Below are 23831 nucleotides of genomic sequence, written 5' to 3' on the forward strand. Positions count from 1 at the left end.
ATGTATAACAAAGTGTTTTTAATCGGTAATTTGACCCGCGATCCGGAAACCCGTTATACCCCGAGTGGGATAGCGGTCTCCAGGTTCGCCATTGCGGTCAATCGGATCAAAAAGGCCGGCGGCGACGAAGGTGAAGCGTCAACCGGCGGGCAAGACGTTGATTTTATCAACATTGTCGCCTGGCGGCGATTGGCCGAGATCTGCGGCGAGTTCCTGAAAAAAGGCCGGCCGGTCGCGATCGAAGGCCGTCTGCAGATCAGAAGTTACGTTGGCAAAGATGGTCAAAAAAAGACCATGTCGGAAGTCGTGGCCGATAACATGCAAATGTTGGGCCGCAAAAGTGATTCCCCGGAAGGACCGGTAACGAAGGCGGACCCGGAAGAAGTCGTTCCTTTTTAACAGGAGAGGTGCAAAATGGCTGAAAGAGATCGGGAAAAAAAAGGTAAATCGTCGCAGTTCAAGAAGAAAAGACGCAAACCGTGCGTTTTTTGCATTGATGACAAGAAGATAGATTTTAAAGATGTTTCGTTCGTTCGCCGCTTCATGACCGACCGCGGGAAGATCGCTCCCCGCCGGCTCAGCGGTTGCTGTGCGCTGCATCAACGGATGATCGCCAAAGCGGTAAAACGGGCGAGAGAGGTCGGCTTAGTGCCGTACATGGTGGACTAATATGAAAGTAATATTTATTGAAGACGACAGAATAGAAGAAGTTTCCAACGGTTACGCCCGCAACTATTTGTTGCCGAACAAACTGGCGATCTCGGCCACCCCGGCCGCGATCATTGCCGCCGGCAAAAGACGGGAACGGCGGAAAGTCCAGCTTGATAAGCGCAAGGGCGAGCTTCAGGCGCTGGCGGCCAAGCTGACGGCGATGGAGATCAACTTAAGCGCGAACGTGGGTGAAGGCGGCAAACTTTTCGGCACGATTACGACCGCCGATATCGCCGAAGCGATCAAACAAAATTCCGGGATCGAACTTGATAAGCGGAAGCTCGAGCTCTCTGCCCCGATCAAAACGATCGGCGAATACCCGGTCCGGATCAGGCTGTTCCACGACATTATCGCGGCGCCCAAGGTTATCGTCGCCGCCAAGTAGCGTGCGTTCTCTCCGGGAGAAAATAGCGGCCCTGCCGAACTCTCCGGGGGTTTACCTGTTCAAAGATAAGAGCGGCGTCGTGATCTACGTCGGCAAGGCGAAGGTGCTCCGCCGACGGGTCGCTTCATATTTTAACCGCGAGCCGGATATCAAGACCAGCCTGCTTATCCGGCGAATCCGCGATCTCGACTACCAACTGACCGGCTCGGAAATGGACGCCCTCCTCCTGGAAGATCAGTTGGTCAAAAAATTAAAACCCCGCTATAATATCGACCTGAAAGACGACAAGGCCTACCCGTTTTTAAAGCTTACCAAAGAAGAATGGCCGAGATTGCTTCTTGCCAGGCGCAAAGCAGCCGACGGCGCCCAATACTTTGGCCCTTATACCGGCAATATGGTCAAAGAGATCGTTCGTTTGGTCAAAAAAATCTACCCGCTGCGCTGGTGCAAGACCTCGCCGTTAAAGCCAAAAGAACAACCTTGCCTCTATTATCGGATCGGGGTTTGTTCCGGCCCGTGCATCGGCAAGGTCAGCCGCCAGGCTTATCTTCAGGTCGTCAAAGGGGTCAAGCTCTTGTTGCGCGGGAACTTGAAGAAAGTTTTGGCAAATGTTGAAGAAGAAATGCGGCGGGCTTCGAGCGAACGGGATTATGAAAAGGCGGCCGCGGCGCGCGATCGCCTGCAGTTTGTCGAGCGTTTGGCGGAACGGAAAGCGCATCCCTTGAGCGCGGAACAAGAAGAGCCGAAAGCGTTAATCAAGCTCCAAGACGTCCTGGGCTTGCCGGTTCTCCCGGCCAGGATCGAAGCTTTTGATATTTCCAATACCCAAGGCTCGAACATTGTCGCCTCCCTGGTCGTTTTTGTTGACGGAGTTCCTTTCAAGGAGCATTATCGCCGCTTTAAGATCCGCTCCGTCCAGGGTAAACCCAACGATGTCCAGTCGATGAACGAGGTTGTCAGCCGACGATACGGCGGCGGACTGGCGAAACAGCTCCCGTTGCCCGATCTGATCCTGATCGACGGCGGGATTCCCCAACTCCATAGCGCGCAAGCCGCGGTTAAATTTACTCCGGCGGCCGATATTCCGATGATCGGCTTGGCGAAGAAGGAGGAAGAGGTCTTTATCCCCGGGCGGGCCCAGCCGATCGTCCTGGGGCGGCAATCGGCGGCCCTGCAGCTCTTACAGCGGGTGAGGGACGAAGCTCATCGTTTTGCCGTTTCTTTTCACCGATTAAGGAGAAGAAAAGGGCTTTTTCAGTAGTCTTGAGAGTGCCGGTTAATTATGTTAATATCTATAATTCATGAAGTTTCTTGGGCTAATTATCATCCTGTTCATTATGGGGCTTTCCTGGCAGATCAGCGCAGCGGACGAAACGGCGCCGGTTGACGAGCAGGCAAAACTGCAAACCATCCGCCAGGCGCTGCAGGAGAACAAGGAAAAACTAAAGCAAACCCGGGTGCAGAGGCAGGAAGCGTTGGGGAAGTTGGTTGTGGTCAGCCAGCAGCTTAAAAGCGCGAACCGTAAGATCAACATGGCCAAAGAAAAGATCCAGACCAATGAGCAGGAGATCGGCCAGTTGACGGTTGAGCTGCGCAAAACCGAAGATGAGATCAGCAAATCTTCGGATATCTTGCGTAAACGGGTCCGTGAAGCGTATATTAACGGTCGGATCAACTATCTCGACCTTTTTCTCGGTTCCCGGTCGATGTCCGATTTTCTGAACCGGTTCTATTTTTTTCAGCGGGTTATTGAAAGCGACGCGGCCCTGATCAGTAAAACCAAGAGCTACTTGAGCGTTTCGAAGGTCAAACGTTCCGTTTTGCAGGATCGGACCAAAGAGATTAAAGAGCTGGTCGTTGTTGTCGCCGGCGAAAAAGAGCGCATCGCCCAGCAGCTGCAGGAGAAAAAGCAGCTGGCCGACGAACTGAAGGACCGCGAAAAAGAGTACGAGAAAAAGGTCGCCGAACTGGAACATAGCTCAAGAGAACTTGAGGTCATGATCCAGAAGAAGACAGCCGAGCGGACCGGCGCGGCGATTAAAAGTACGGGGACGCTGATTTGGCCGCTGCGGGGCCGGATAACCTTGGAATTTGGGGTTCGACATCGCATTCAAGGGCGGCATACGGGGATTGATATCGCGGCGACTTACGGCTCGCCGATTTTAGCGGCCGACTCCGGCGAGGTTATTTTTTCCGGCTGGTGGGATGGGTATGGGAAAGCGATCGTTATCGACCATGGCCGAGGATTGGCGACAGTTTATGCCCATATGTCCCGGCTCTACGCTTCCGTCGGCTCAAAGGTCATTAAAGGACAGACGATTGGTTTAGAAGGGAGCACCGGTTATTCGACTGGGCCGCACTGTCACTTTGAAGTGCGCCGCAATGGGACCCCGGTTAATCCCAGGAAATATTTGCCTAAGTAGGAGGAAGATCATGCGGAATAATAGGAAGCTTCAGGTTGGGCTGGCGATTTTATTGATTTCGGTGACCGCGTTTTTTATCGGCAAGGTCGTGGCCCAGGGGGAGTTTGAAAGGAAGTTCGAGGTCTATCTGCAAGCCCTGGACCTGGTCCGGAGCGAATACGTCGACAAAGGGGTCGACAACCAAAAATTAGTCTACGGTTCGATCCGGGGGATGCTGGAATCACTCGACGATCCTTATACCCGTTTCCTTGAACCCCAGCCTTATAAAGAGATGAAAATTAGGATGAGCGGCCAATACTTTGGCATCGGGATTTATATCGGCATGAAAGACAATCAGCTCGCGGTCATTTCCCCGATCGACGGCACGCCGGCCGATAAGGCGGGCTTACGTTCAGGCGACCGGATCGTCAAAATTGACGATAAGGAAACCAAGCACATGGCGCTGGATGAAGCGGTCAGCCTGATCCGCGGGCCGCGCGGAAGCAAGGTCAAGTTGGCGATCTGGCGAAAAGGGTGGAAAGATTCCAAAGACTATTCGCTTAGCCGCGAAAAGATCGTGATTAAGAGCGTAGTCGTCAAACGCTATGAGCCGAACGTTCTTTACATTAAACTCAATACTTTTGAGAACATGAACGCCGCCCGGGAGTTTGAAAAAGCCTTGCGGGAAAATCGCGATGCCGGCGGGTTGATCATTGATGTTCGCGGCAACGGCGGCGGCTTATTGCAGATGGCGATCGAAATTGGCAGTATGTTTATCCCGAACGGCGCGATCGTGCAAACCGTCGACCGGGAAGGGAAAAAGGAGCAGTTGGAATCGACCGGCCGGGTGATCTGGAAGAAACCGGTCGTCATGCTGATCAACGAATCTTCGGCTTCCGCGTCGGAGATCTTGGCCGGCGCCTTGCGCGATCATAAGGTCGCGACCTTGGTCGGCGCTCATTCCTTCGGTAAGGCTTCGGTCCAGAATGTCCGCCAGCTGCAGGACGGCTCGGCCCTTCTGCTGACGATCGCCAAATATCAGACCCCGAACGGCGAAGATATAAATAAACGCGGAATCTCCGCCGAAGTGGTCGTCGCGATCCCGACGGGAGAGGCGGACGACGCGGCCTTGCCGGGCGACAAAACCAAGAACGGCCAGCTCGACGCCCAACTGAAAAAGGCGATCGAAACCTTGAAAGAAAAGATCGCCAAAGCCGGAGAATAATGTCTGAGATCGAAATACTGGATTCTAAAGAACGGGTTGCCGAAGTCGACCACGGCAAAATGCTTTCCGTGGTCGCCCGGATCCCGGAGATGATCGAAGCGGCGTTAAAGTTGCCGCTGAACGGGACGCTTTCGTCTGGAACCAAACAAGTGATCGTGACCGGCATGGGGGGCTCGGCGATTTCCGGAGAATTGGCGGCCGATTTGTTCCCTGCGCAATGCCCCATAATTGTTAATCGCAATTATAATTTGCCCCAATACGCCGGCGGCGAAACGGTTTTGATCGCCCTCTCTTATTCCGGCGAGACGGAAGAAACCCTCTCGGTTGTCCGCCAGGCCGAAAGCCGCGGCGTTCAGATTATTTGCGTGACTGGCGGCGGAAAGCTTGGCGAACTGGCCGCGCAAAAGGGGTGGCCGATGGTCCTCCTCCCGACCGGTTTTCAGCCAAGAGCGGCGCTCCCTTATCTTTTTATTCCGCTGCTTTCCATCCTTGGGAAATTAGGCGTCATAAACCAGCCGGAAGAAGAGATTGCCAAAGCCTTGCCGTTATTGAAGAAATTACGCGAGGAATATAATGAAGCCAACCCGGCCCGGAGCAATCCGGCCAAGCAATTGGCCAAAAAATTGGCTGGAAAAGTCCCGGTAATCCTTGGCGCGACGGGGACGACCGGCGCGATTGCTACCAGAATAAAAAATCAGTTCAATGAAAATACCAAGAGCGCCGCTTTCGCCAGTGTTTTCCCGGAAGTTAACCATAATGAGACTGCCAGCTTTTTTGTGATGCAGAGGGAAAAGCACAATTTTGCTTTGATTATTCTGCGCGACGAGGCGGACAACGAAAGAGTGAAAAAACGGATCGAGATCACCAAGTCTTTGATCAGTCCGCAATTTGGCGGCGCCATTGAACTGGTTGCCCAGGGGAAAAGCGTTTTTGCCCGGGCAATGTCGCTTATTATGCTGGGGGACTTTGCCAGCGTTTACGCGGCGATCGGCCAGGGGATTGACCCGACTACGATCGAAGCGATCGTTCGTCTGAAAAAGGAGATGGCGCGATGAAGGCGGTGATCATTGCCGGCGGTTACGGCACCCGCTTGCGCCCCCTGACCTATAACACCCCCAAACCGATCGTTCCGGTCGCCAACCGGCCCTTCGTTTTTCATCAGATCGAATTGCTGCGCCGCCATGGCATTAAAGAAGTCGTCCTCAACCTCCATTACCTGATGGGGAATATCCAGGAGATTTTGGAAGACGGCAACAAACACGGCGTTAAGATCCGTTATTCGATCGAAAAATATCCGCTGGGGACCGCCGGAGCGGTCAAGAACGCCGAAGAATTCTTCGACGATGAACCCCTGATCGTCATTAACGGGGATATTTTAACCGATATCGACCTGACCGCGATGATCGCCCTCCATAAGAAGAAGAAAGCGAAGGTCACCCTCTCCCTGACCAAAGTAGAAGACCCGACCGCTTATGGCCTGGTCCTTGCCGACCATGAAGGGCGGATCACCCATTTTGTCGAAAAGCCGAGCTGGGAAAAACTTTCGCTTTACGCGAGTTACGGCGCGACCGACCGGATCAACGCCGGTTTTTACGTGATCGATCCTTCGGTCTTTAAAAATATCCCGAAAGGAAAAGAACATTCGTTTGAGCGCCAGCTTTTCCCGTCGCTGCTTGAGGCCGGGGAGCCGATGTACGCGTACTACTCCGACCGCTATTGGATCGATATTGGCAAGCCGTCGCAATACCGGCAGGCCCATGAAGCCATCTTGCGCTCGGAAGTCGAAGTTAAGCTTGGCGGCGCCAAAGACAGCCATGGCGTTTGGATCGGTGAAGGGGCCAAGATAAATAAAACCGCGAAGGTGATCGGGCCGACTTTAATCGGTGACAAAGTCGTAATCGGTCCGGAGACTAAGATAAATGAATATTCGATCATCGGCCATGACGTGGTTGTCGGGGCCGAATCGCTGCTGGAGCGAACGATCGTCTGGCAGGGGAGTAAGATCGGCAACCACGTTAACCTTAGCGGCTGTATAGTTGGCTTCAATTGCACGATCAAGGATGATGTCAGGATCGGTGAAGGTGTTATCTTGGCGGATAACACCGTTATCGAGAGAGGATCAATAATTAATGCTTAATATTATTACCGGCGCGGACGTTGAAGGGGAAGTAAAAAAACTGATCGCTCGAAAAAGTTTGAGCGGAACTTTTCCGGAAGAAAAAACGGTAAAAGAGATCATCGACCGGGTCAGAAAAGAGGGCGACGCTGCCCTGATCGATTATTCCCGTAAATTTGACGGCGCGGAGATCCTGCCCGGCAAGATTAAGATCAGCGAGCAGGAGATCAAAGAGGCATACAATAAGGTTAAGATCGGTTTTTTGGACGCGCTGACGAAAGCGATCCAGAACATCACCGCTTTTCATAAAAAACAGCAGAACGACGAATGGTTTGAAACTTTACCCCAGGACGTGATCCTTGGGCAGCGCTTAGTTCCCCTGGAAAGAGTTGGAGTTTATGTTCCCGGCGGCCGGGCGGTTTACCCTTCTTCGGTCGTCATGAATGTCGTCCCGGCTAAAGTTGCCGGAGTTAAAGAGATTATCCTGGTTTCGCCGCCGCCAATTAGTCCTTACGTTCTCGTCGCGGCCAATGAAGTGGGGGTTAACGCGATTTATCAGGTCGGCGGCGCGCAAGCGATCGCCGCTTTGGCTTACGGAACCGAGAGCATTCCCCAAGTCGACAAAATCGTCGGGCCGGGAAACGTTTACGTGATGCTGGCCAAGAAACAGGTCTTTGGCGTGGTTGGGATCGAGAGCCTGGCCGGGCCATCCGATGTTTTGATCGTGGCTGATGATGATGCTTTCCCGGAATTCATTGCCGCCGACCTTCTGGCCCAGGCGGAGCATGGCCCGGGCTCGGTTGCTATCTTAATGACTACGTCCAAACCGATGATCGATGCCGTCCAGAAAGAGCTCGCGGCGCAAAAACCCAAGCTCTTGCGGCAGGAAATAATAGAGAAGGCGGAGATCTATTTGTTCCACGTGGAAAGCTTAGGCAAGGCTATCGAACTATCGAACAAGATCGCGCCGGAACATTTAGGCCTGGAGATCGGCTCCCCTCAAAGAGTTTTGGAAAAAGTGAAGAACGCCGGGGCGGTATTCCTGGGCCCGCATTCACCGGTCGCGGTCGGCGATTACATTGCCGGACCGAACCATGTTTTGCCGACCGGCGGGACGGCTCGTTTTTCTTCGCCGCTCGGCGTTTACGACTTCATCAAACATCAAAGCATAATCGGCTACACCAAGCCGGCGTTAAAGAGCGTTTGGAAGGACGTAAAGTTCTTGAGCGAGATCGAGGGGCTGGACGCTCATGGCCGGTCTATGGACGTTCGATTCTCTTAAGCAGTTCTAACGCGTTGTCGCGAATAATTGTTAAGCCTTCTTCCTCGGTTAAACCTGCTTCCCGGCAAATCAGCAAGGCTTGCGCTTGGGTGATCAAGTCCTTTTCGGTGTGACAATCGGTATCGACGATCAACTTGGCTCCGGCTTTCCTTGCTTGTTCGGCCACGTGGCGATTGGTCGAGTTATGGCCCGGCTTAGCGGTTAACTCAAGGAAAACCCCGTTTTTGGCGGCTAAAATAGCGTCTTCTTCAGTGAGCTGGCCGGGATGGGCCAGGATATCCGCGATCCCTTTGCTTAAAACGGCGGCGTGATTAGTGCCTGGGTAGACCATTTCCACCGGTGATTCGCCATGGACGATAATTATTTTTGCCCCAAGCTTTCTCGCTTTTTTGGAGTATTGTTGAATATCGCGCGGCTGAATATAGCTTAATTCGACGCCGGGGAAAAATTTGATCGGTAATTTACCCTTAGTTTCCTTTTCAAATAGGACCAACGCTTTAATCACCGCTTCGAGGTTCGATTCGTCAACGTGGTCGGTAATGGCCAGGGCAAGGTGTTCTTTAACTTCGGCTTCCCTGATTAGCGCGGCCGGGAGGAGCAGGCCGTCGCTGAAGATGGAGTGGGAATGAAACTCTATTCTTTGTCCGATATCGCCCATAAAGCTATCGTAGCACATTGTGTGAAACTCGCCAATAGTTTGCTATACTTATAGCGTCATGAGTTTAATGCGCGTCAAAAAAGCCGCCTCCCTCAAAGGAGAGCTCGAAATACCCGGAGATAAGTCGATTTCTCACCGGGCGATCATGCTTGGCGCAATCGCCAAGGGGGAGACGGCGGTCAGCGGTTTTTTGGCCAGCGCCGATTGCCTGGCGACGATGGATTGCTTTCGGAAGCTGGGCTTGGAGATCGAGGCCGATAAAGGCCGAGTCATTATTAGGGGGAAGGGCTTAAACGGCCTGACCCAAACCCACGAAACTCTTTTTGCCGGTAATTCCGGGACGACAATCCGCTTAATTTCCGGGATCCTGGCCGGTCAACCCTTTGTTTCTAAAATTAACGGTGACGCGTCGATCCAAAAAAGGCCGATGGGGCGGATCGCCAAGCCATTGCGTCTGATGGGGGCCAGTCTCGAAGGTCGCGAAGCAAATGGCGAGATCTTCCCGCCGTTAAAGATCATTGGCGGGAATTTGCGCGGGATCGACTACGAACTCCCCGTCGCTTCGGCCCAGGTTAAGTCGGCGGTCATATTGGCCGGGCTTTTTGCCGCTGGCGAGACCGCCGTGATCGAAAAAAATATTTCCCGCGACCATACCGAACGGATGCTCGCTCATTTTAACGCGAAAATAGTCGTGAACGGCGGGACCTCCCGTGTCAAAGGCGGCCTGGAATTTAGCGGGGCCGAAGTTGATATCCCGGGTGATATTTCCTCGGCCGCCTTTTTTCTGGCCGCGGCGACCATCGTCCCCGGCTCGGAATTGGTCGTTAAAAATGTGGGAGTCAATCCGACCCGGACCGGCATTCTTGATGTTCTGCACCGGATGGGGGCAAAGATCGAGGTTATGAACGAACAGCTACTCTCGGGTGAGCCGAGGGCCGACATTCTGGTCCGTTCAGCCAGCCTGAAGGGGATTCTAATCGATGGCGGGATAATTCCCCGGATAATCGACGAAATACCGATCATTGCGGTCCTGGCGTCGCAAGCGGAAGGTTTTACCGAAATTCGCGGCGCCCGCGAGCTGCGGGTCAAAGAGAGCGACCGGATCAAGACCATCGGTTCAGAGTTGAGCAAATTCGGAGTCACTGTTGAAGAGCTTGAAGATGGGTTACGAATCTTAGGCCCGGCGAAGCTTAAAGGGGCGCAGATCAACAGTTTTGGCGACCACCGGATCGCGATGGCGATGTCCGTCGCCGGGCTGATCGCGGACGGAGAAACTGTGGTCGAGAATACCGATTGCATCGAAACCTCTTTTCCTGGCTTTGAGCGTTTGCTAAAAAAGGTCGCGGGATGAAACACGAATTTAAGCATCGGGTAATTTATCAAGACACGGACGCCGAAGGGGTGGTTTATTATGCCAACTATCTCGGCTATTTTGAGCGGGGACGGACCGAATTGCTCCGGGAGATGGGAATTACGGTGAAGGCTTTTAAGGAAGAAAAACAGGTCCTCTTTGCCGTCAAGAAAGTTGAAGCCGATTACCATGCCCCGGCTCTGTACGACGATGAATTAACGATTAAAACCGAGATCGCGGAAATATCCGGGGCCCGAGTCATCTTTAAACAAGAAGCTTGCCGGGGAGAAAAGGTTTTAGTCGCCGCCAAAATTACTCTTTGCGCCCTTAGCTCCGCTGATTTCCGGCCGGTCCGCCTGCCAAAAGAGCTCCATGTCTAAGATTCACCTGTTGCCGGAAGACCTGGTCAACAAGATCGCGGCCGGAGAAGTAGTGGAGCGGCCCGCTTCGGTCGTCAAAGAATTAGTCGAAAACTCGATCGATGCCGGGGCGACCCGGATCGTGGTTGAGATCGAAGACGGCGGGAAAAAGCTGATCCGGATCGCCGATAACGGCTGCGGGATGTCAGAAAAGGAGATCGAACTCGCGCTCCAGCGGCATTCGACCTCCAAGATCCAGTCGGTCGACGATCTTTTTAATATTCACACTCTGGGCTTTCGCGGCGAAGCTCTCCCCTCAATTGCCAGCATTTCTTGCCTGACAATTAAACGAAACCCGACGGCCGGGTTAACGATCGAAGTTAGGGATCTCTTCCACAATACTCCGGTCCGGCGGAAGTTTCTGAAATCGAACGCGACCGAGATCGGCCGCTGCGGCGACATCATCGCCAAATATATCCTGGCTTATCCCGGAATCTCCTTTAAATTCCTTTCCGACGGCAAAATCCTGCTGGCCTCTCATGGGACCGGTAAGTTGCCGGAAGCGGTGGCGGCCGTTTACGGCGCGACGATCGCCAAGGAGCTCCTGCCGGTCGAACATGAGTTTGGGGGCGGGAAGATTTCCGGGCTGGTCAGCCGGCCGACTGTCTCCCGGATCGACAAGAACTATGAAAACTTTTTCGTGAACGCCCGCTACGTCCGTAATTTCCTTCTCAATCGCTCGTTGGAGGACGCTTTCCGGACCTATATCCCGACCGGCCGCTACCCGATCTCGATCCTGATGGTGGAGATCGATCCGGTCCAGGTCGACGTCAATGTTCACCCGACCAAGATCGAAGTAAAATTCATGAAAAACCAGGAAGTCATGGACGCGGTCCGGTCGGCTGTGAAAAAAGCGCTGGAGCTAGTCGCGCCGACGCCGACGGGCGAAGCGGCCAATTACCCGCAACATATCGCGGAATGGGAACCGCAAATGAGCGCGGCCTTTTTCTCGAGCGAAGACGCGGCCCCAATTCTGGCCGAGCCGACGGAGATCAGCGCCAAGCAGCCATTGATCCCTCTATATCAGCTGCAGCGCTCATACATCGTCGCGACCGACGGCCGCAGCTTATCCGTTATCGACCAGCACGCGGCCCATGAGCGAATTATCTACGATCGTTTAAGCCGAACGGAGCGGGCGATCGACCGCCAAACCATGCTGATCCCGGAAACGCTCGAATTTGAACTTCCCTTGGCAGTCGCCCTAAAAGCCAATTTGGTTGACTTACAAAAGCTTGGGTTTGAGATCGAGGAGTTTGGCCAAAACAGTTTTATTGTTCGGGCAGTTCCGGCTCTGGCCGGGAAGGTCCCGGCGACCACGCTACTTTCGGACATTGCCAGCGACTTGCGGACCCTGGGCCAAAGCGAGCAGCTGGCTATTAGGCAGGAAAACCTTCATAAATCGCTGGCTTGCCATAGCGCGATCAAAGCGGGAGAGCCCTTAACCAGCCAGGAGATGGCGGCGTTGATCAGGGACCTCTTCTTGACCGAAAACCCAACAACTTGTCCTCATGGGCGCCCGCTTATTTTTACTATCCAAGAGGCCGAAATCATGAAAAAATTCCACCGCCCTGAAAAACAGGGATTTTCGAAATAAGCGAAATTTTTCAGCAGACCGCCCGATATTATAATGATGTAAGGCTGTTGACTGGCAATAAAATTGCTTTGTTTGACAGCATGGGTGATGGTCTGTTAACATGGCTCGAAAGGAGATTCAAATGGCGAAAAATCTAGTTATTGTTGAGTCACCGGCTAAGGCCAGGACTCTGGGAAAGTTTTTAGGCAAAGAGTATGAAGTTAAAGCGAGCGGTGGGCATATCCGCGATCTGCCGCCAAAGTCGCTCGGGGTCAAGGTTGACTCCGACTTTGAGCCGAACTATAAGATTATTAAAGGGAAAGAAAACATTGTCAAGGACCTTAAAAAGGATGCCGCCAAAGCAAAAATGATCTACCTTGCCCCCGATCCGGACCGTGAAGGGGAAGCGATCGCCTGGCACCTCAACTCTATCTTAGACGCGGAGAAAAAAACCAAACGGATCGAATTCCACGAAATTACTAAAGAAGCAGTTGCCAAAGCGATCAAAAATCCCCGGGAGATCGACATGCCCCGCGTCAACGCTCAACAAGCCCGCCGCATACTTGACCGCTTGGTTGGCTATAAATTAAGCCCTCTCCTTTGGAAAAAGGTCCGCAAAGGGCTCTCCGCCGGCCGCGTGCAATCGGTCGCGGTTCGGCTAATCTGTGAACGGGAAGAAGAGATCAAGAAGTTCCAAGCGATTGAATATTGGGATATCATGGCCCGGTTAGCGACCGCTAAAGATGAAGAGTTTGCCGCCCGTTTGGTCGCTCGCGGGACAAAAGCAACGGGGGGACGTCCAACTTCGCCGGAAAAGAAAGAAAACGTCATTCCTTCGAAAGAGGAAGTTGAAAAGATCCTCAAAGATTTGGAGAGCGCCTCGTTCGCGGTCAAAGAAGTCAGGAAAAAGGAACAGAACCGCCATCCTTCGCCGCCGTTTATTACCAGTTCGCTACAGCAGGAAGCGGCCCGCAAGCTTGGTTTCTCGCCGAAGAAAACCATGATGCTGGCCCAGCGCTTATATGAAGGCGAAGAGGTCCCAGGCGAAGGCCGGATCGGTTTGATCACTTACATGAGAACCGACTCGGTTAGGATCAGCGACGGGGCGTTGACGGAAACCCGCGCTTATATTGATGAATCGATCGGCAAACAGTATCTGCCCAAAGAAGCCAACCATTATAAAACGAAAAAGTCGGCCCAGGATGCTCACGAAGCGATCCGCCCGACCGCGATCGCCCGGACGCCGGATAAACTCAAGGAGAGCTTGGAGCCGGACGAATTCAAGCTTTACGACCTGATCTGGAAGCGTTTTGTCGCTTGTCAGATGGAAAGCGCGATCTTCGACCAAACCTCGATCGACATCGCGGCCGGCGAGTATCTTTTCCGTTCGACCGGTTCGGTCATTAAATTTGACGGCTACCTGAAGCTTTATGAGGAAAGCGTTGACGAAGAAGAGGAAAAAGACGGACGGCTTCCCGCTTTGAACGAAGGCGAAGATTTAAAGAAGCTCGAGATCCGGCCCGATCAGCATTTTACCCAGCCGCCGCCGCGCTATACGGAAGCGTCGCTGGTCAAAGAACTGGAACATAAGGGGATCGGCCGGCCGTCGACTTACGCCCCCATTCTCTCGACAATCCAGGACCGGGGGTATGTCGAAAAAGAGGGCCGCGCCTTAAAACCGACCGAGATTGGGATGGTAACCAACGGTCTTTTGGTGAAACATTTCCCGGAGATCATGGACATTACTTTTACCGCCGACATGGAAGACCAGCTCGACGATATCATCGACAACAAGGTCGACTGGGTCGATGTTCTGAAAAAATTCTACAAGCCGTTCAGTCTTGCTTTGATCGAAGCCGATGAGAAAATGGAAAAGGTCAAAAAAGAGATCATGACCGACGAGCTTTGCCCGAAATGCGGCAGTAAACTGGTTATCCGTCAGGGCCGCTACGGTGATTTCTTTGCCTGCTCCAACTATCCGAAGTGCACTTATACCAAGGATGTGGAAAAACCGGAAGGTGAGGGGGGCGCGCCGGAAGTCAACGAAAAGTGCGAAAAGTGCGGGAAACCGATGGTCATTAAGCACGGCCGCTTCGGTTCCTTCCTGGCTTGTTCGGATTACCCTAATTGCAAAACGACCAAGCCCCTTCTCCGCAAGATCGGGGTTAAATGCCCTAAAGACGGCGGCGAAGTCGTGATGAAGAAGACCAGAAAAGGGCGGATCTTCTACTGCTGCAGCAATTACCCGAAATGCGATTACGCCGCCTGGCAGCGGCCGACCGCCGAGCCGAAACCGGAGGAAGGGCATGCTTAGAGACTTCTTTACCAAGAATACGCGCCTGAAGTTTATGGCCTTGGTCCTGGCGGTCATTCTTTGGTCGATCGCGAGATATTGGACGGTTAGATAAAATGCTTCGGCTTTCCGGCCTGAAAGAGATGCAGGCGTTTTCCGCCCAGGCTCGGCGCGACAAACGGACGATTGGTTTTGTCCCGACGATGGGGGCGCTGCACGAAGGGCATCTTGCCCTGGCGGCTGAAGCCCGAAAGCGTTGCGACCTGTTGGTGGTCAGCATTTTTGTAAACCCGATCCAATTCGGCCCTAAAGAAGATTTTAACGCTTACCCCCGGGACCTTGAAAAAGACGCGCAGCTTTTGGCGCCGTACGAGGTTGATGTTCTTTTCACGCCGTCGGCGGCCGAGATGTTTCCCGACGGATTTAACGTTCAAGTCGAAGTTAAAGGGATAACGGAAACACTGTGCGGCAAAAGCCGGCCCGGTCATTTCGCCGGAGTAGCGACTGTCGTGGCCAAATTGTTCAATCTGGTCCAGCCGGACAGGGCGTTTTTCGGCGCGAAAGATTATCAGCAACAGCTGGTGATCAGAAAAATGGTTGCCGATCTGAATTTTCCGGTTGAGATCGTGACTTTGCCGACGGTCAGGGAAAGCGACGGGCTGGCAATGAGCTCTCGCAACCGCTATCTTAGTCCGGAAGAAAGGCAGGCTGCGACCGTCCTTTATAGGGGGTTGCTTCTGGCTAAGGAAGCGCTGGCTAAAGGAACCGAGCCGATCAAGGTGCAGCAGCAAATAGAAGCGTTTATCGGCCAAGAACCATTGGCGAAGCTCGATTACGTCACGGTTGTTGATTCGGAGACGCTGGCGGAAGCTTCAAATAAAGGGAAACACTTGGTCGCGTTAGCCGTTTATATCGGTAAGACCAGGTTGATCGATAATTTAGTCGTTTAGGGTTGTTGGGGGGAGGAGTGGTCATGGGGAAAGGGCGGGGGTTTACTTTGGTTGAACTGCTGGTTGTTATAAGTATCGTCGGGTTATTGTGTTTTTCTTTGCTCCCCGTGCTTAATAGATTCAGAGGACGGGTGTGTCTGAAACGGGCCGCCAGCCTAACCGTTGCCAATTTAAGGCTAGCCCAGGCAAAGGCAATCTTGCACTCCAATCAAATAAACTGCTTAGTTGCCGGAGAGGTTTTGCCGGGAGTTGCCGTAATGACGACCAAAACGTACGCTTTTACGGCGGATGGCTTCACCCCGCCGGCCGGCTCCGGGACCTCGACTCTGACCTCAAAACATGGAAAACGCAAAGTTATTGTTTCCTCCATGGGGAGAGTGCGGAGTGAATAAAGGGATCACTTTGATCGAATTGGTCGTCGCCTGTGGCTTGCTGCTGGTTTTTACCGCTTGTTCGGCGGTTTTGTATCGCCAGGCTTGCGCTCTTGCCGCGAAAAGCGACCAGCGACTGGAGGTTTTAAACAAAGCCGAAAATAGTTTGGCCGAAATAGTCACGGCCAATGATTTCGCAACGTTATCGTCGGGAGCCGACCATCGTTTTGTGGTGATCCCCTTTGCCGCTAAGCTGGCCAGGATCGATCTTTTGGTGAAGAAGCCTGACGGCAACGAAGAGCGCTTTACCACGCTAAGGTGTTTGGAATGAAACGGGGTTTTACTTTGATTGAACTGCTGGTCGTTCTTGGTTTATTAGCGGTGATAATGCCGGTTATGCTTTCGATTCTGGCCGGTGAGATAAAAAGCGGCGACAAGGTTATAGCGCGAAGTTTAGGCCAACAGGCGGAAACCATCCTCGCCTGGCGGATAGTGAGCAGTTTACGCGGCGCGGACAAGGTTAATATTATCGCTTCAAACGAGGCCGAAATTACAACGGACAGTCTAATCTTCTCTTATCTTTACGAAGGAGGGATTGTTAAGCGAAGGAGCGGGAAAAGCAGTCAGCCCCTCTCGAATCCGGGCGAAATACAGGGCTTAACGTTCCGGTCGATCGGGTCGAACACGATAGAAATGACTCTCAATCAACGGCAGGTCTTGATATGCAGGGAATGAGCCGCGGGGTCGCCTTGATCTTAGCGCTGGTTATTGGCGGGACGATCCTAACCTTGGGTGTAATTGCGACCAGAATAGTTTATAATAACCTCTGGACGTCGCAAGCGATGTTGCTCAAGGAAAAGGGCTATTGGCTGGCGTCCGGCGGGCTGGAGTGGGGGGAAGCCCGTCTAAGGGCGAACCCTGATTGGTTTACCGATTTGCCGGTCCTAACAAACAAGAAAGAATGGCTGTTAAAATCGGCGCTCGGTGAAACGATTGTTTTGGCGGCCGGCCAGATCAAGGTTGTTAGGGAAAAAGGGGCTCCGATCGTCTACTCGGTCGGTTCCTTTGCTTCCGCCAGAGTGGTTATGCGCGGAGAATTAAACTCGGGAAAAATTGAAAGAAAGAGGGAACTATAAAATGACAAACTATTTGATCATGGTCACATCGATTTTATTGGCGGTCGCCGGGCAATTAATGATGAAAAAAGGAATGGTTGCGTTTGGTGCGTTCCCATTTAACCAGCTATTAGTGAAAATTATTCCGATGGTCCTCAATCCCTGGGTCTTTTTTGGTTTTGTTTGTTTTGGCCTTTCTTCCTTGTTCTGGCTGGTCGTCCTTTCCCGCTTGCCCTTAAGCCTGGTCTATCCGATGGTCAGCATCGGCTACGTTTTGGTTGCCTTGGTCTCAATGTATTTGTTCCGTGAGCCGGTCAGCGCCGTTCGTTGGCTGGGGATCGTGGTAATAGTCGCCGGAGTTATTCTTATTTCCCGCAGTTAATCTTTGTTGTAGTACTTGGTGAAGTCTTCGGGGCGGATATCCTGCACAAAATCATTGAATTTTTTCGTCTCTTCGGCGTCTTTTTCCGAATTGACCAGCTTGGCCTGCATCATGACGACTTCTGAAACCAGGATTGGAATGTGACAGCGGACCGCCAGGGCGATCGCGTCGGATGGGCGGGCATCGATGTTTAAAATCTTACCTTCTTTTGTTTCGATGTTGATGGTCGCGAAGAAGGTTCCCTCTTTAACGTCAGTAATGATCACTTGTTTGACTTTGCCGCCGAGGGCTTCAATGGAATTGCGCAGGAGATCGTGGGTCATCGGGCGGGGGGGCTTAACCCCTTGCATCTCCATGGCGACGGCGGCAGCTTCAAACACGCCGATCCAGATGGGGAGAAAGTTCAGCTCTTCCTGATCGCGGAGCAGGACCAAGGGGGAGAGATTGCGCGGGTCAAAACCTAACCCACCGACAATCAGCTCGATCATGCCTTGGCGGCGACTTCAACGATCTTGGCGAAGGTCGCCGGATCGTTCATGGCGAGGTCGGCCAGCATTTTGCGGTCCAGCGCGACGCCGGCTTTTTTTAAGCCGGAGATGAGAGTGTTATATTTCAGGCCGGCGGCTACCGCGGCGGCGTTGATCCGGCCGATCCACAAGGAGCGCATATCCCGCTTTTTCTGGCGCCGTCCGCGGGTCGCGTGCGTTAAAGCCTTGAAAACCGCGGTCTTGGCGCGGCGGAACTGGGTCCTAACCGTCCGGCGGAACCCTTTAGCCCGGTTGAAAATCTTTTTTCTTCGGCGACGAGCAACAAATCCTCTTTTAACCCTAACCATTTCTTAGCCTCCTGGCAACATATCGTGGATCCGCCGAACGTCCGAAGGCGAAACTTCTTTCTTCGCTTTCAGGCGCCGTCTTTTGGAAGCTGATTTCCATTCCAAAAGGTGGCGTAATCCGGAAGACCGTCTTAAGATCTTTCCCGACTTTTTAATTTCGAACCTTTTCGCGGCCGCTCGTCTTGTTTTTGCTTTAGGCATTAATGTTTCACCGGCGCAAGCATTAGATTTAGGTTTTTCCCTTCCATCTTTGGAGGAGCCTCTGGCTTGCCCGCCTCCGTAACTGCTTCAATCATTCGTTCCAGGACCCGATGTCCCAGTTCTTTATGGGCCATTTCTCTTCCCCGGAAGAAAATGTTGATCTTGACCTTAAATCCCTTCGCGAGGAATTCCAAGGTCTTGTTTACCCGCACGTCAAAATCGTGCTGGGCGATCTTGGGGGAGAGCTTAACTTCTTTTATAACCCCGGATTTAGAGGATTTGCGCGCCTCTTTATCCTTTTTAGACAATTCGTACTTAAGCTTGCCGTAGTCGCCGATCTTGGCGACCGGCGGAGTCGCGGCCGGCGCGATCAAAATAAGATCGCAACCGCGCTCGCGCGCCAGACGAAGTGCTTCGGGGGTTGGGCGGTTGCCAAGCTGTTGTCCGTTTTCGTCAATCAGTCTGACTTCCTTGGCCCAAATGCGTTCATTAACCTGATACTGTTTAATTGTTAGCCCCCATACAATCTAATTATAGCGCATTTCAGGGCGGAGGTCAAAGGAAAAATCCTGGATCGTCTTAACGCCGATCTCTCCCTTTTCGCGGGAGCGGATGGCGACCGTGCCGGCTTGCTCTTCTTTATCCCCAACAATCAGCATATAAGGGACTTTTTGGAGCTGGGCGTTGCGGATTTTAGCGCCAATAGTCTCCCGGCGGGGGTCGACTTCGACCCGGACCCCGATCTCCCGGAGCTGGGCGGCAACTTTGTCTGCGTAGTCGTTATGGCGGTCAGAGACCGGCAGGATCGAGACTTGGGTTGGCGCGAGCCAGAAGGGGAACGCCCCGCCGTAATGTTCGATCAAAGCCCCAATAAATCGCTCCAAACTGCCTAAAATAGCGCGATGGACCATCACTGGCGTCTTTTGTTTTCCATCTTCGCCAATGTAATTAAGGTTAAAACGTTGGGGGAGGTTGAAATCAACCTGAACAGTCGGTCCCTGCCAGGCCCGGCCCAGGGAGTCTTTGAGCTTAACATCGATCTTCGGACCGTAGAAAACGCCGGCACCCGGATCGATCTCGAAGGGAAGGCCCCTATCTTGAAGCGCTTTTTCCAGGATAGCGGTTGCTTTTTCCCAATTGTCGATCGTGCCGGCAAAACTTTCCGGCCGGGTCGAGAGGTTGATCTTGAAATCAAAGCCGAATGTTTTCATGACAAACGCGATAAAATCCAACGTTTGCACGATCTCTCCCTCAAGCTGGTCTTCCCGGCAGAAGATGTGGGCGTCATCCTGGGTAAAGCCCCGGACCCGCAGCAGTCCATGGAGAACGCCCGATTTTTCGTAGCGATAGACCGTGCCGAATTCAAAATAGCGGATCGGCAGATCGCGGTAGCTTCGAGTCTTACGGCTATAGATCAGAATATGGCCCGGGCAGTTCATCGGTTTAACGACATACTCTTGTTCATCGATCTTCATGAAATACATGTTTTCGCGATAATAATTAGTATGGCCGGAAGTGTTCCAGAGATCGATCTTGGCGATATGAGGGATATAAACCTGTTCGTAACCCCGTTTGAGATTCTCTTTTTTCATAAAATCTTCGATCAGACTGCGGAGCATCGCCCCTTTCGGGTGATAATAGACTAACCCGGCTCCGGCTTCTTCGTGGAGGGAGAAGAGGTCTAGCTCTTTGCCCAATTTACGGTGATCGCGCTTCTTGGCCTCTTCCAGATTGGCGAGATAGGTATCAAGCTCTTCTTTGGTTGGAAAGGCGGTTCCGTAGATCCGCTGCATCATCGGATTGGTCTCTATCCCGCGCCAGTAAGCGCCGGCGATGGAGAGGAGTTTGAAGGCCTTGATCCGGCCGGTAAAATCAACGTGGGGGCCGCGGCAGAGGTCGACAAAGTCGCCATTGCGATAGAGAGTGACCTTGTCAGTCTCAAGATCTTTGATGATCTCGACCTTATATTTTTCCCCTTTTTCCTCAAATAAACGGAGCGCTTCGTCTTTGCTCACTTCCTGCCGTTCGAATTTCTGGTTTTTCTTGCAGATATCCTTCATCGCTTTTTCGATTTTCGGAAGATCTTCGGGGGTGATTGCCTGCGGCAGATCAAAATCGTAATAAAAACCGTCTTCGGTCGATGGGCCGATCCCAAGTTTTACTCCTGGGAAGATCTCCATGACCGCCTGGGCCAGGAGGTGGGAGGTAGAATGACGCAAGGTTTCCAAGTCGAATTTACTCATGCAATAAGTATAACATATGACGTGACGTTTTTAAGCTGTCCTAGCCCAAGCGTCGGCGGCTAGGACATTATCAAGTGAGGCAATAGGCTGGCTTTCGTGCTTATCCAGGACCGCTTTGACCCGCTGGGGGATCTCGGCGAAGCTGATCTTACCATCAAGAAACTGGCGGACGGCGACTTCGCTGGCGGCGTTAAGAACGGCGGTCATGGTCCCGCCTTTTTTGCCAGCCTCATAAGCGTACTGCAGGCAAGGGAACTTGGTGAAGTCCGGCTTTTGGAAGGTCAGTTGCGCGACCTTGGTGAAATCGAGCCGGCCCCACATATTTTGCTGTCGTTCCTCTTCCAGCAGGGCGTATTGGATCGGGATCCGCATGTCAGGGGCGCCTAACTGGGCGATGACCGAGCCGTCAATGAACTCAACCATGGAGTGGATGGTACTTTCGGGGTGGATAATGACCTCGATCTGGGAATAATCGAGCCCAAAGAGATGGTGAGCTTCGATCACTTCCAGCCCTTTGTTCATCAAAGTGGCGGAATCAATGGTGACTTTGGGCCCCATCTTCCAGGTCGGGTGTTTTAAAGCTTCTTTAGCGGTCAGCGTGGCGAACTTTTCCACCGGGGTCTTTAAAAAAGGCCCCCCGGAAGCGGTAATGATCAGCTTCTTGATCGTTTTGCGATCTTCTCCCCGTAAACATTGGGTGATGGCGCTGTGCTCGCTGTCGATTGGGAAGATTCGCACTTTATTGGCCGCGACCTCTTTCATGAACAGGTCACCGGCGGCGACAAGGACTTCTTTCGTGGCCAGGGCAATATCTTTCTTGGCCTGGACCGCGGCTAACGCGGCCGAAAGGGGGGCGGCGCCGGGGATCGCGACGACTACCATTTTAGCGGTCGGCATTGTCGCCGCTTTGACCAAACCTTCGGGGCCAACGACGACTTCCGCCTTGATATCAGGGAGGGCGGCTAGGAGCTTTTGTTTCCCTTCTTCAGTCGCCAGGGCAACGAGCTGCGGTTGGAATTTCTTGATCTGCTCGACCAGGATCGGGATATCGTTCCTGGCGGCCAAAGCGACAACGTTTAAACGGCTGGGGTAAATGGAAACAATTTCCAGTGTTTGTTTGCCGATCGAGCCGGTGGAGCCGAGGATAGTAATGCCCTTTTTCATAGCAAAATACTAGCATAGATTGCTGGAAAGTGAAATAAACGCCAAAATACGCCGATAATATCCTGGAGGCGAGTATGGTTCTTCAATTAGACCCTTTACCAAATAACTATAAACAAAAGCAAACGGCATTTCGCGCTTATCATCAGCGCAACGGCTATCAGGGATATCATTCCCCGTTAATTCCGGTGACCGAAGCTAAGCGGGCCGCCTTGCGGCCTGGCGACCTGATAATTAATGCCGTAGGCCTGGCGGATGTCTATAAACAACCCCGGATTTTAAGCGAGCTTCGGGAAGGACGGATTGTCAAAACGGTCGACTTTGAAAAAATTCGGCAGCCCAGATTTGTCTGGCTTGACCACGAAGAAGAGAGTCGGCGCGAGAGTTTCTTAGCCGATAATCCTTTGCGGGAAGCATACGAATATTATTCAAATGCCGCGCGCCAAATGCAGCTTAACGCCCAAGCAAATGGGATTGAGATCGTTCAAAAAGTAAACTTTCCATTGTTTCACGAAACCAATTATGACGGAGCGATGAATTTGTTGGATAACGGGCCGGACTACTGGCGGATTTGGAGCCGTTGGAACAAAGAAGGGGGCTACTGCTTTTATGTTGGTTTGACCAAGGAGCAAACATTGGGGAAAGGGATGAAAAATGGGGCGTTGGTCCAAATTGAGAGCGCTCCCGACAGAGCGGCAAAATGGCTGCGAAATATGGAGTTGTACTATTTATTAACCGTTGATCCTCTGAATCTTGATCAGCATCGTCTCCTGCCAACTTATGCTGCTGAAGCGAGACGGGGGCCGATCTATTCAATAAGCGCTTTATGTGCTGAAGTGGGGGCATCGGCTTTCCATAATGACCAGATCGCTTTTATCTTTGATAGCTTTGAAGACTATTATCCGCGAGAAATAGTTTAACTCCGTCCGTTCTTTTCGTGATAATAGTCATAAATCCACTTGGCTAGAAAAGCGAGAATGACCAGCCCGACTAAGATATCAATAATATCCCCGTATTTTCTGATGATCAGCCAATTGCTCCCCAGAAGATAGCCCAGATAGGTCAAGGCAAAACACCAGGGGATCGAACCAAGGAACGAATAGAGCGAGAATTTCAAGAAAGGCATCTCCGCTACCCCGGCCGGCAGTGAGATGAAGGTCCTGATCACCGGCAGGTTGCGGGCGATAAAGACGGCAAAATCACCGTGCTTGGCGAAGAATTTTTCAGCGTGATGGACTTCTTTCTCTTTGATAAAAAAATACTTGCCGTACTTAAGCACGAAAGGGCGCCCGCCGTAATAGCCGATCGCGTAGGTTAAGACCGCTCCCAGCAAATTTCCCAGCGCTCCCATTAGAGTTGCTCCAAGCAAGGTCATTTTGCCGGTAGAGACTAGATAGCCGGAAAAGGGCATGATCAATTCGGAGGGGATTGGAATACAGGCCGATTCCAGGGTCATTAGGATAAAAATTCCCGCATAGCCGATCTGTGAGATCGTATTGGTAACGAAGTGCAGCAGTATTTCCAAAACCTGCGCGATCACGGTTTCTTATTGGTGATCGTGACTTTTTTCAGGACGATCTCGGTCCGCGGCCGATCGCGCTCGTCCCGTTCCGCCTGGGAGATCTTTTCGACAAGGTCGTAACCTTTGATAACTTTGCCGAAGATGGTGTGTTTGCCGTCAAGCCAGCCGGTCGGCGCGACGGTGATGAAGAATTGGCTGCCGTTGGTGTTCGGGCCGGAATTGGCCATGGCCAGGCGTCCCGGCTTATCGAAGGTGGTGGTTTGCGGCGTTTCGTCATCGAACTTATAGCCGGGGCCTCCCATGCCGTTCCCCAGCGGATCTCCCCCCTGGATCATGAAGTCGGGAATTACCCGGTGGAAAATGGTCCCGTCATATAACGGTTTTTTCTCGATCTCGCCGGTCTTGGGGTCCAGCCAGCCGATCTCTCCCTTGGCCAGGCCGACAAAATTCCTGACCGTTTGCGGCGCTTCCTTGTCAAGCAATTCGCAGACGATTTTCCCCATCGAAGTCTCCAGGATCGCGTAAGTTTTATCCATTGTTTTTTTCCTTCCTGCCGCGGACAAGGTAGCCGCGAAGATCATTAGAACAACGACCAATAATAGTTTATTTTTCATGTAAGGAATTATACCATATGCT

Annotated in this window: 29 protein-coding genes; 20 read left to right on the forward strand and 9 right to left on the reverse strand. The window is 52.5% G+C overall.

Features of this window, described 5'->3' with window-relative positions; genetic code table 11:
* Genes ssb through hisD form a run of 9 tightly spaced genes read left to right on the forward strand, consistent with a single transcriptional unit; the run spans window position 1 to window position 8121 of the window.
* A complete protein-coding gene (ssb, locus tag WC772_05005; GenBank protein MFA6170110.1) occupies window positions 1–399 on the forward strand; it encodes a single-stranded DNA-binding protein in 399 nt (132 codons plus the stop codon).
* 15 nt (window positions 400–414) lie between these two features.
* The gene (gene rpsR / locus WC772_05010) at window positions 415–669 is read left to right on the forward strand and encodes a 30S ribosomal protein S18 (GenBank protein ID MFA6170111.1); all 255 of its coding nucleotides are present in this window, start codon (window positions 415–417) and stop codon (window positions 667–669) included.
* A 1-nt stretch (window position 670) separates the two neighbouring features.
* A complete protein-coding gene (gene rplI / locus WC772_05015; GenBank protein MFA6170112.1) occupies window positions 671–1096 on the forward strand; it encodes a 50S ribosomal protein L9 in 426 nt (141 codons plus the stop codon).
* Window position 1097: 1 nt separating this feature from the next.
* On the forward strand, window positions 1098–2357 hold the full coding sequence (locus WC772_05020; protein MFA6170113.1) for an excinuclease ABC subunit UvrC: 1260 nt from the start codon (window positions 1098–1100) through the stop codon (window positions 2355–2357).
* Between the two features lie 40 nt (window positions 2358–2397).
* Window positions 2398–3519 carry a peptidoglycan DD-metalloendopeptidase family protein gene (locus WC772_05025; GenBank protein ID MFA6170114.1) on the forward strand — a complete coding sequence of 374 codons (1122 nt, stop codon included), beginning with the start codon at window positions 2398–2400 and terminating at the stop codon, window positions 3517–3519.
* Between the two features lie 10 nt (window positions 3520–3529).
* A complete protein-coding gene (locus WC772_05030; GenBank protein ID MFA6170115.1) occupies window positions 3530–4723 on the forward strand; it encodes a S41 family peptidase in 1194 nt (397 codons plus the stop codon).
* Window positions 4723–5778: a bifunctional phosphoglucose/phosphomannose isomerase gene (locus WC772_05035; GenBank protein MFA6170116.1), complete on the forward strand. Its 1056-nt coding sequence runs from the start codon at window positions 4723–4725 to the stop codon at window positions 5776–5778. The genes WC772_05030 and WC772_05035 overlap by 1 nt, the downstream gene beginning before the upstream one ends.
* Window positions 5775–6860, forward strand: a complete 1086-nt coding sequence (locus WC772_05040) for an NDP-sugar synthase (protein MFA6170117.1) — start codon at window positions 5775–5777, stop codon at window positions 6858–6860. Before WC772_05035 ends, WC772_05040 begins: the two co-directional genes overlap by 4 nt.
* Window positions 6853–8121, forward strand: a complete 1269-nt coding sequence (gene hisD, locus WC772_05045) for a histidinol dehydrogenase (GenBank protein ID MFA6170118.1) — start codon at window positions 6853–6855, stop codon at window positions 8119–8121. Before WC772_05040 ends, hisD begins: the two co-directional genes overlap by 8 nt.
* Here the strand turns inward: hisD and WC772_05050 are convergent.
* Window positions 8099–8797 (reverse strand): histidinol phosphate phosphatase domain-containing protein, encoded by a 699-nt coding sequence (locus tag WC772_05050; protein MFA6170119.1) that lies wholly within the window; start codon window positions 8795–8797, stop codon window positions 8099–8101. The two genes, hisD and WC772_05050, sit on opposite strands and share 23 nt — an antisense overlap.
* 40 nt (window positions 8798–8837) lie before the next feature.
* Between WC772_05050 and aroA the strand changes: the two genes are divergently transcribed.
* The 10 genes from aroA to WC772_05100 all read left to right on the forward strand — a co-directional run bounded on the left by aroA (window position 8838) and on the right by WC772_05100 (window position 17233).
* On the forward strand, window positions 8838–10130 hold the full coding sequence (gene aroA / locus WC772_05055; protein MFA6170120.1) for a 3-phosphoshikimate 1-carboxyvinyltransferase: 1293 nt from the start codon (window positions 8838–8840) through the stop codon (window positions 10128–10130).
* On the forward strand, window positions 10127–10510 hold the full coding sequence (gene ybgC, locus WC772_05060; protein ID MFA6170121.1) for a tol-pal system-associated acyl-CoA thioesterase: 384 nt from the start codon (window positions 10127–10129) through the stop codon (window positions 10508–10510). The genes aroA and ybgC overlap by 4 nt, the downstream gene beginning before the upstream one ends.
* Complete coding sequence (gene mutL / locus WC772_05065; GenBank protein MFA6170122.1) at window positions 10503–12143, forward strand: DNA mismatch repair endonuclease MutL; 1641 nt, start codon at window positions 10503–10505, stop codon at window positions 12141–12143. Before ybgC ends, mutL begins: the two co-directional genes overlap by 8 nt.
* Window positions 12144–12264: 121 nt before the next feature.
* Entirely contained in the window at window positions 12265–14436 is a 2172-nt protein-coding gene (gene topA / locus WC772_05070; GenBank protein ID MFA6170123.1) for a type I DNA topoisomerase, read from the forward strand.
* Between the two features lie 95 nt (window positions 14437–14531).
* Complete coding sequence (panC, locus tag WC772_05075; protein MFA6170124.1) at window positions 14532–15365, forward strand: pantoate--beta-alanine ligase; 834 nt, start codon at window positions 14532–14534, stop codon at window positions 15363–15365.
* Between the two features lie 23 nt (window positions 15366–15388).
* On the forward strand, window positions 15389–15757 hold the full coding sequence (locus tag WC772_05080; protein MFA6170125.1) for a type II secretion system protein: 369 nt from the start codon (window positions 15389–15391) through the stop codon (window positions 15755–15757).
* The gene (locus WC772_05085; protein ID MFA6170126.1) at window positions 15750–16067 is read left to right on the forward strand and encodes a hypothetical protein; all 318 of its coding nucleotides are present in this window, start codon (window positions 15750–15752) and stop codon (window positions 16065–16067) included. The genes WC772_05080 and WC772_05085 overlap by 8 nt, the downstream gene beginning before the upstream one ends.
* Window positions 16064–16471 (forward strand): prepilin-type N-terminal cleavage/methylation domain-containing protein, encoded by a 408-nt coding sequence (locus WC772_05090; GenBank protein ID MFA6170127.1) that lies wholly within the window; start codon window positions 16064–16066, stop codon window positions 16469–16471. Before WC772_05085 ends, WC772_05090 begins: the two co-directional genes overlap by 4 nt.
* Window positions 16468–16872 (forward strand): hypothetical protein, encoded by a 405-nt coding sequence (locus WC772_05095; protein MFA6170128.1) that lies wholly within the window; start codon window positions 16468–16470, stop codon window positions 16870–16872. Before WC772_05090 ends, WC772_05095 begins: the two co-directional genes overlap by 4 nt.
* Before the next feature lies 1 nt (window position 16873).
* Complete coding sequence (locus WC772_05100; GenBank protein ID MFA6170129.1) at window positions 16874–17233, forward strand: EamA family transporter; 360 nt, start codon at window positions 16874–16876, stop codon at window positions 17231–17233.
* Here the strand turns inward: WC772_05100 and WC772_05105 are convergent.
* The 6 genes from WC772_05105 to WC772_05130 are packed head-to-tail and all read right to left on the reverse strand — an operon-like array spanning window position 17230 to window position 21676.
* Complete coding sequence (locus WC772_05105) at window positions 17230–17721, reverse strand: bifunctional nuclease family protein (protein ID MFA6170130.1); 492 nt, start codon at window positions 17719–17721, stop codon at window positions 17230–17232. The genes WC772_05100 and WC772_05105 overlap by 4 nt on opposite strands.
* Window positions 17718–18068: a 50S ribosomal protein L20 gene (rplT, locus tag WC772_05110; GenBank protein MFA6170131.1), complete on the reverse strand. Its 351-nt coding sequence runs from the start codon at window positions 18066–18068 to the stop codon at window positions 17718–17720. The genes WC772_05105 and rplT overlap by 4 nt, the downstream gene beginning before the upstream one ends.
* A 3-nt stretch (window positions 18069–18071) precedes the next feature.
* Complete coding sequence (gene rpmI / locus WC772_05115; protein ID MFA6170132.1) at window positions 18072–18269, reverse strand: 50S ribosomal protein L35; 198 nt, start codon at window positions 18267–18269, stop codon at window positions 18072–18074.
* Window positions 18269–18796 carry a translation initiation factor IF-3 gene (infC, locus tag WC772_05120; protein MFA6170133.1) on the reverse strand — a complete coding sequence of 176 codons (528 nt, stop codon included), beginning with the start codon at window positions 18794–18796 and terminating at the stop codon, window positions 18269–18271. The genes rpmI and infC overlap by 1 nt, the downstream gene beginning before the upstream one ends.
* Window positions 18797–20512 (reverse strand): threonine--tRNA ligase, encoded by a 1716-nt coding sequence (gene thrS, locus WC772_05125; GenBank protein ID MFA6170134.1) that lies wholly within the window; start codon window positions 20510–20512, stop codon window positions 18797–18799.
* Between the two features lie 30 nt (window positions 20513–20542).
* Complete coding sequence (locus WC772_05130; protein MFA6170135.1) at window positions 20543–21676, reverse strand: 1-deoxy-D-xylulose-5-phosphate reductoisomerase; 1134 nt, start codon at window positions 21674–21676, stop codon at window positions 20543–20545.
* A 74-nt stretch (window positions 21677–21750) separates the two neighbouring features.
* Here WC772_05130 and WC772_05135 point away from each other — a divergent pair, with 74 nt between their 5' ends.
* Complete coding sequence (locus tag WC772_05135; protein ID MFA6170136.1) at window positions 21751–22593, forward strand: hypothetical protein; 843 nt, start codon at window positions 21751–21753, stop codon at window positions 22591–22593.
* Here WC772_05135 and WC772_05140 read toward each other — a convergent pair.
* Together WC772_05140 and WC772_05145 are read right to left on the reverse strand one after the other, a co-directional pair.
* Window positions 22590–23213: a DedA family protein gene (locus tag WC772_05140; GenBank protein MFA6170137.1), complete on the reverse strand. Its 624-nt coding sequence runs from the start codon at window positions 23211–23213 to the stop codon at window positions 22590–22592. The two genes, WC772_05135 and WC772_05140, sit on opposite strands and share 4 nt — an antisense overlap.
* Window positions 23210–23776, reverse strand: coding sequence for a peptidylprolyl isomerase (locus tag WC772_05145; GenBank protein ID MFA6170138.1), 567 nt, complete (start codon window positions 23774–23776; stop codon window positions 23210–23212). The genes WC772_05140 and WC772_05145 overlap by 4 nt, the downstream gene beginning before the upstream one ends.
* Window positions 23777–23831 lie beyond the last annotated feature (55 nt).

This window comes from Candidatus Margulisiibacteriota bacterium (assembly GCA_041661965.1).
Taxonomy (GTDB): domain Bacteria; phylum Margulisbacteria; class WOR-1; order O2-12-FULL-45-9; family XYB2-FULL-48-7; genus XYB2-FULL-45-9.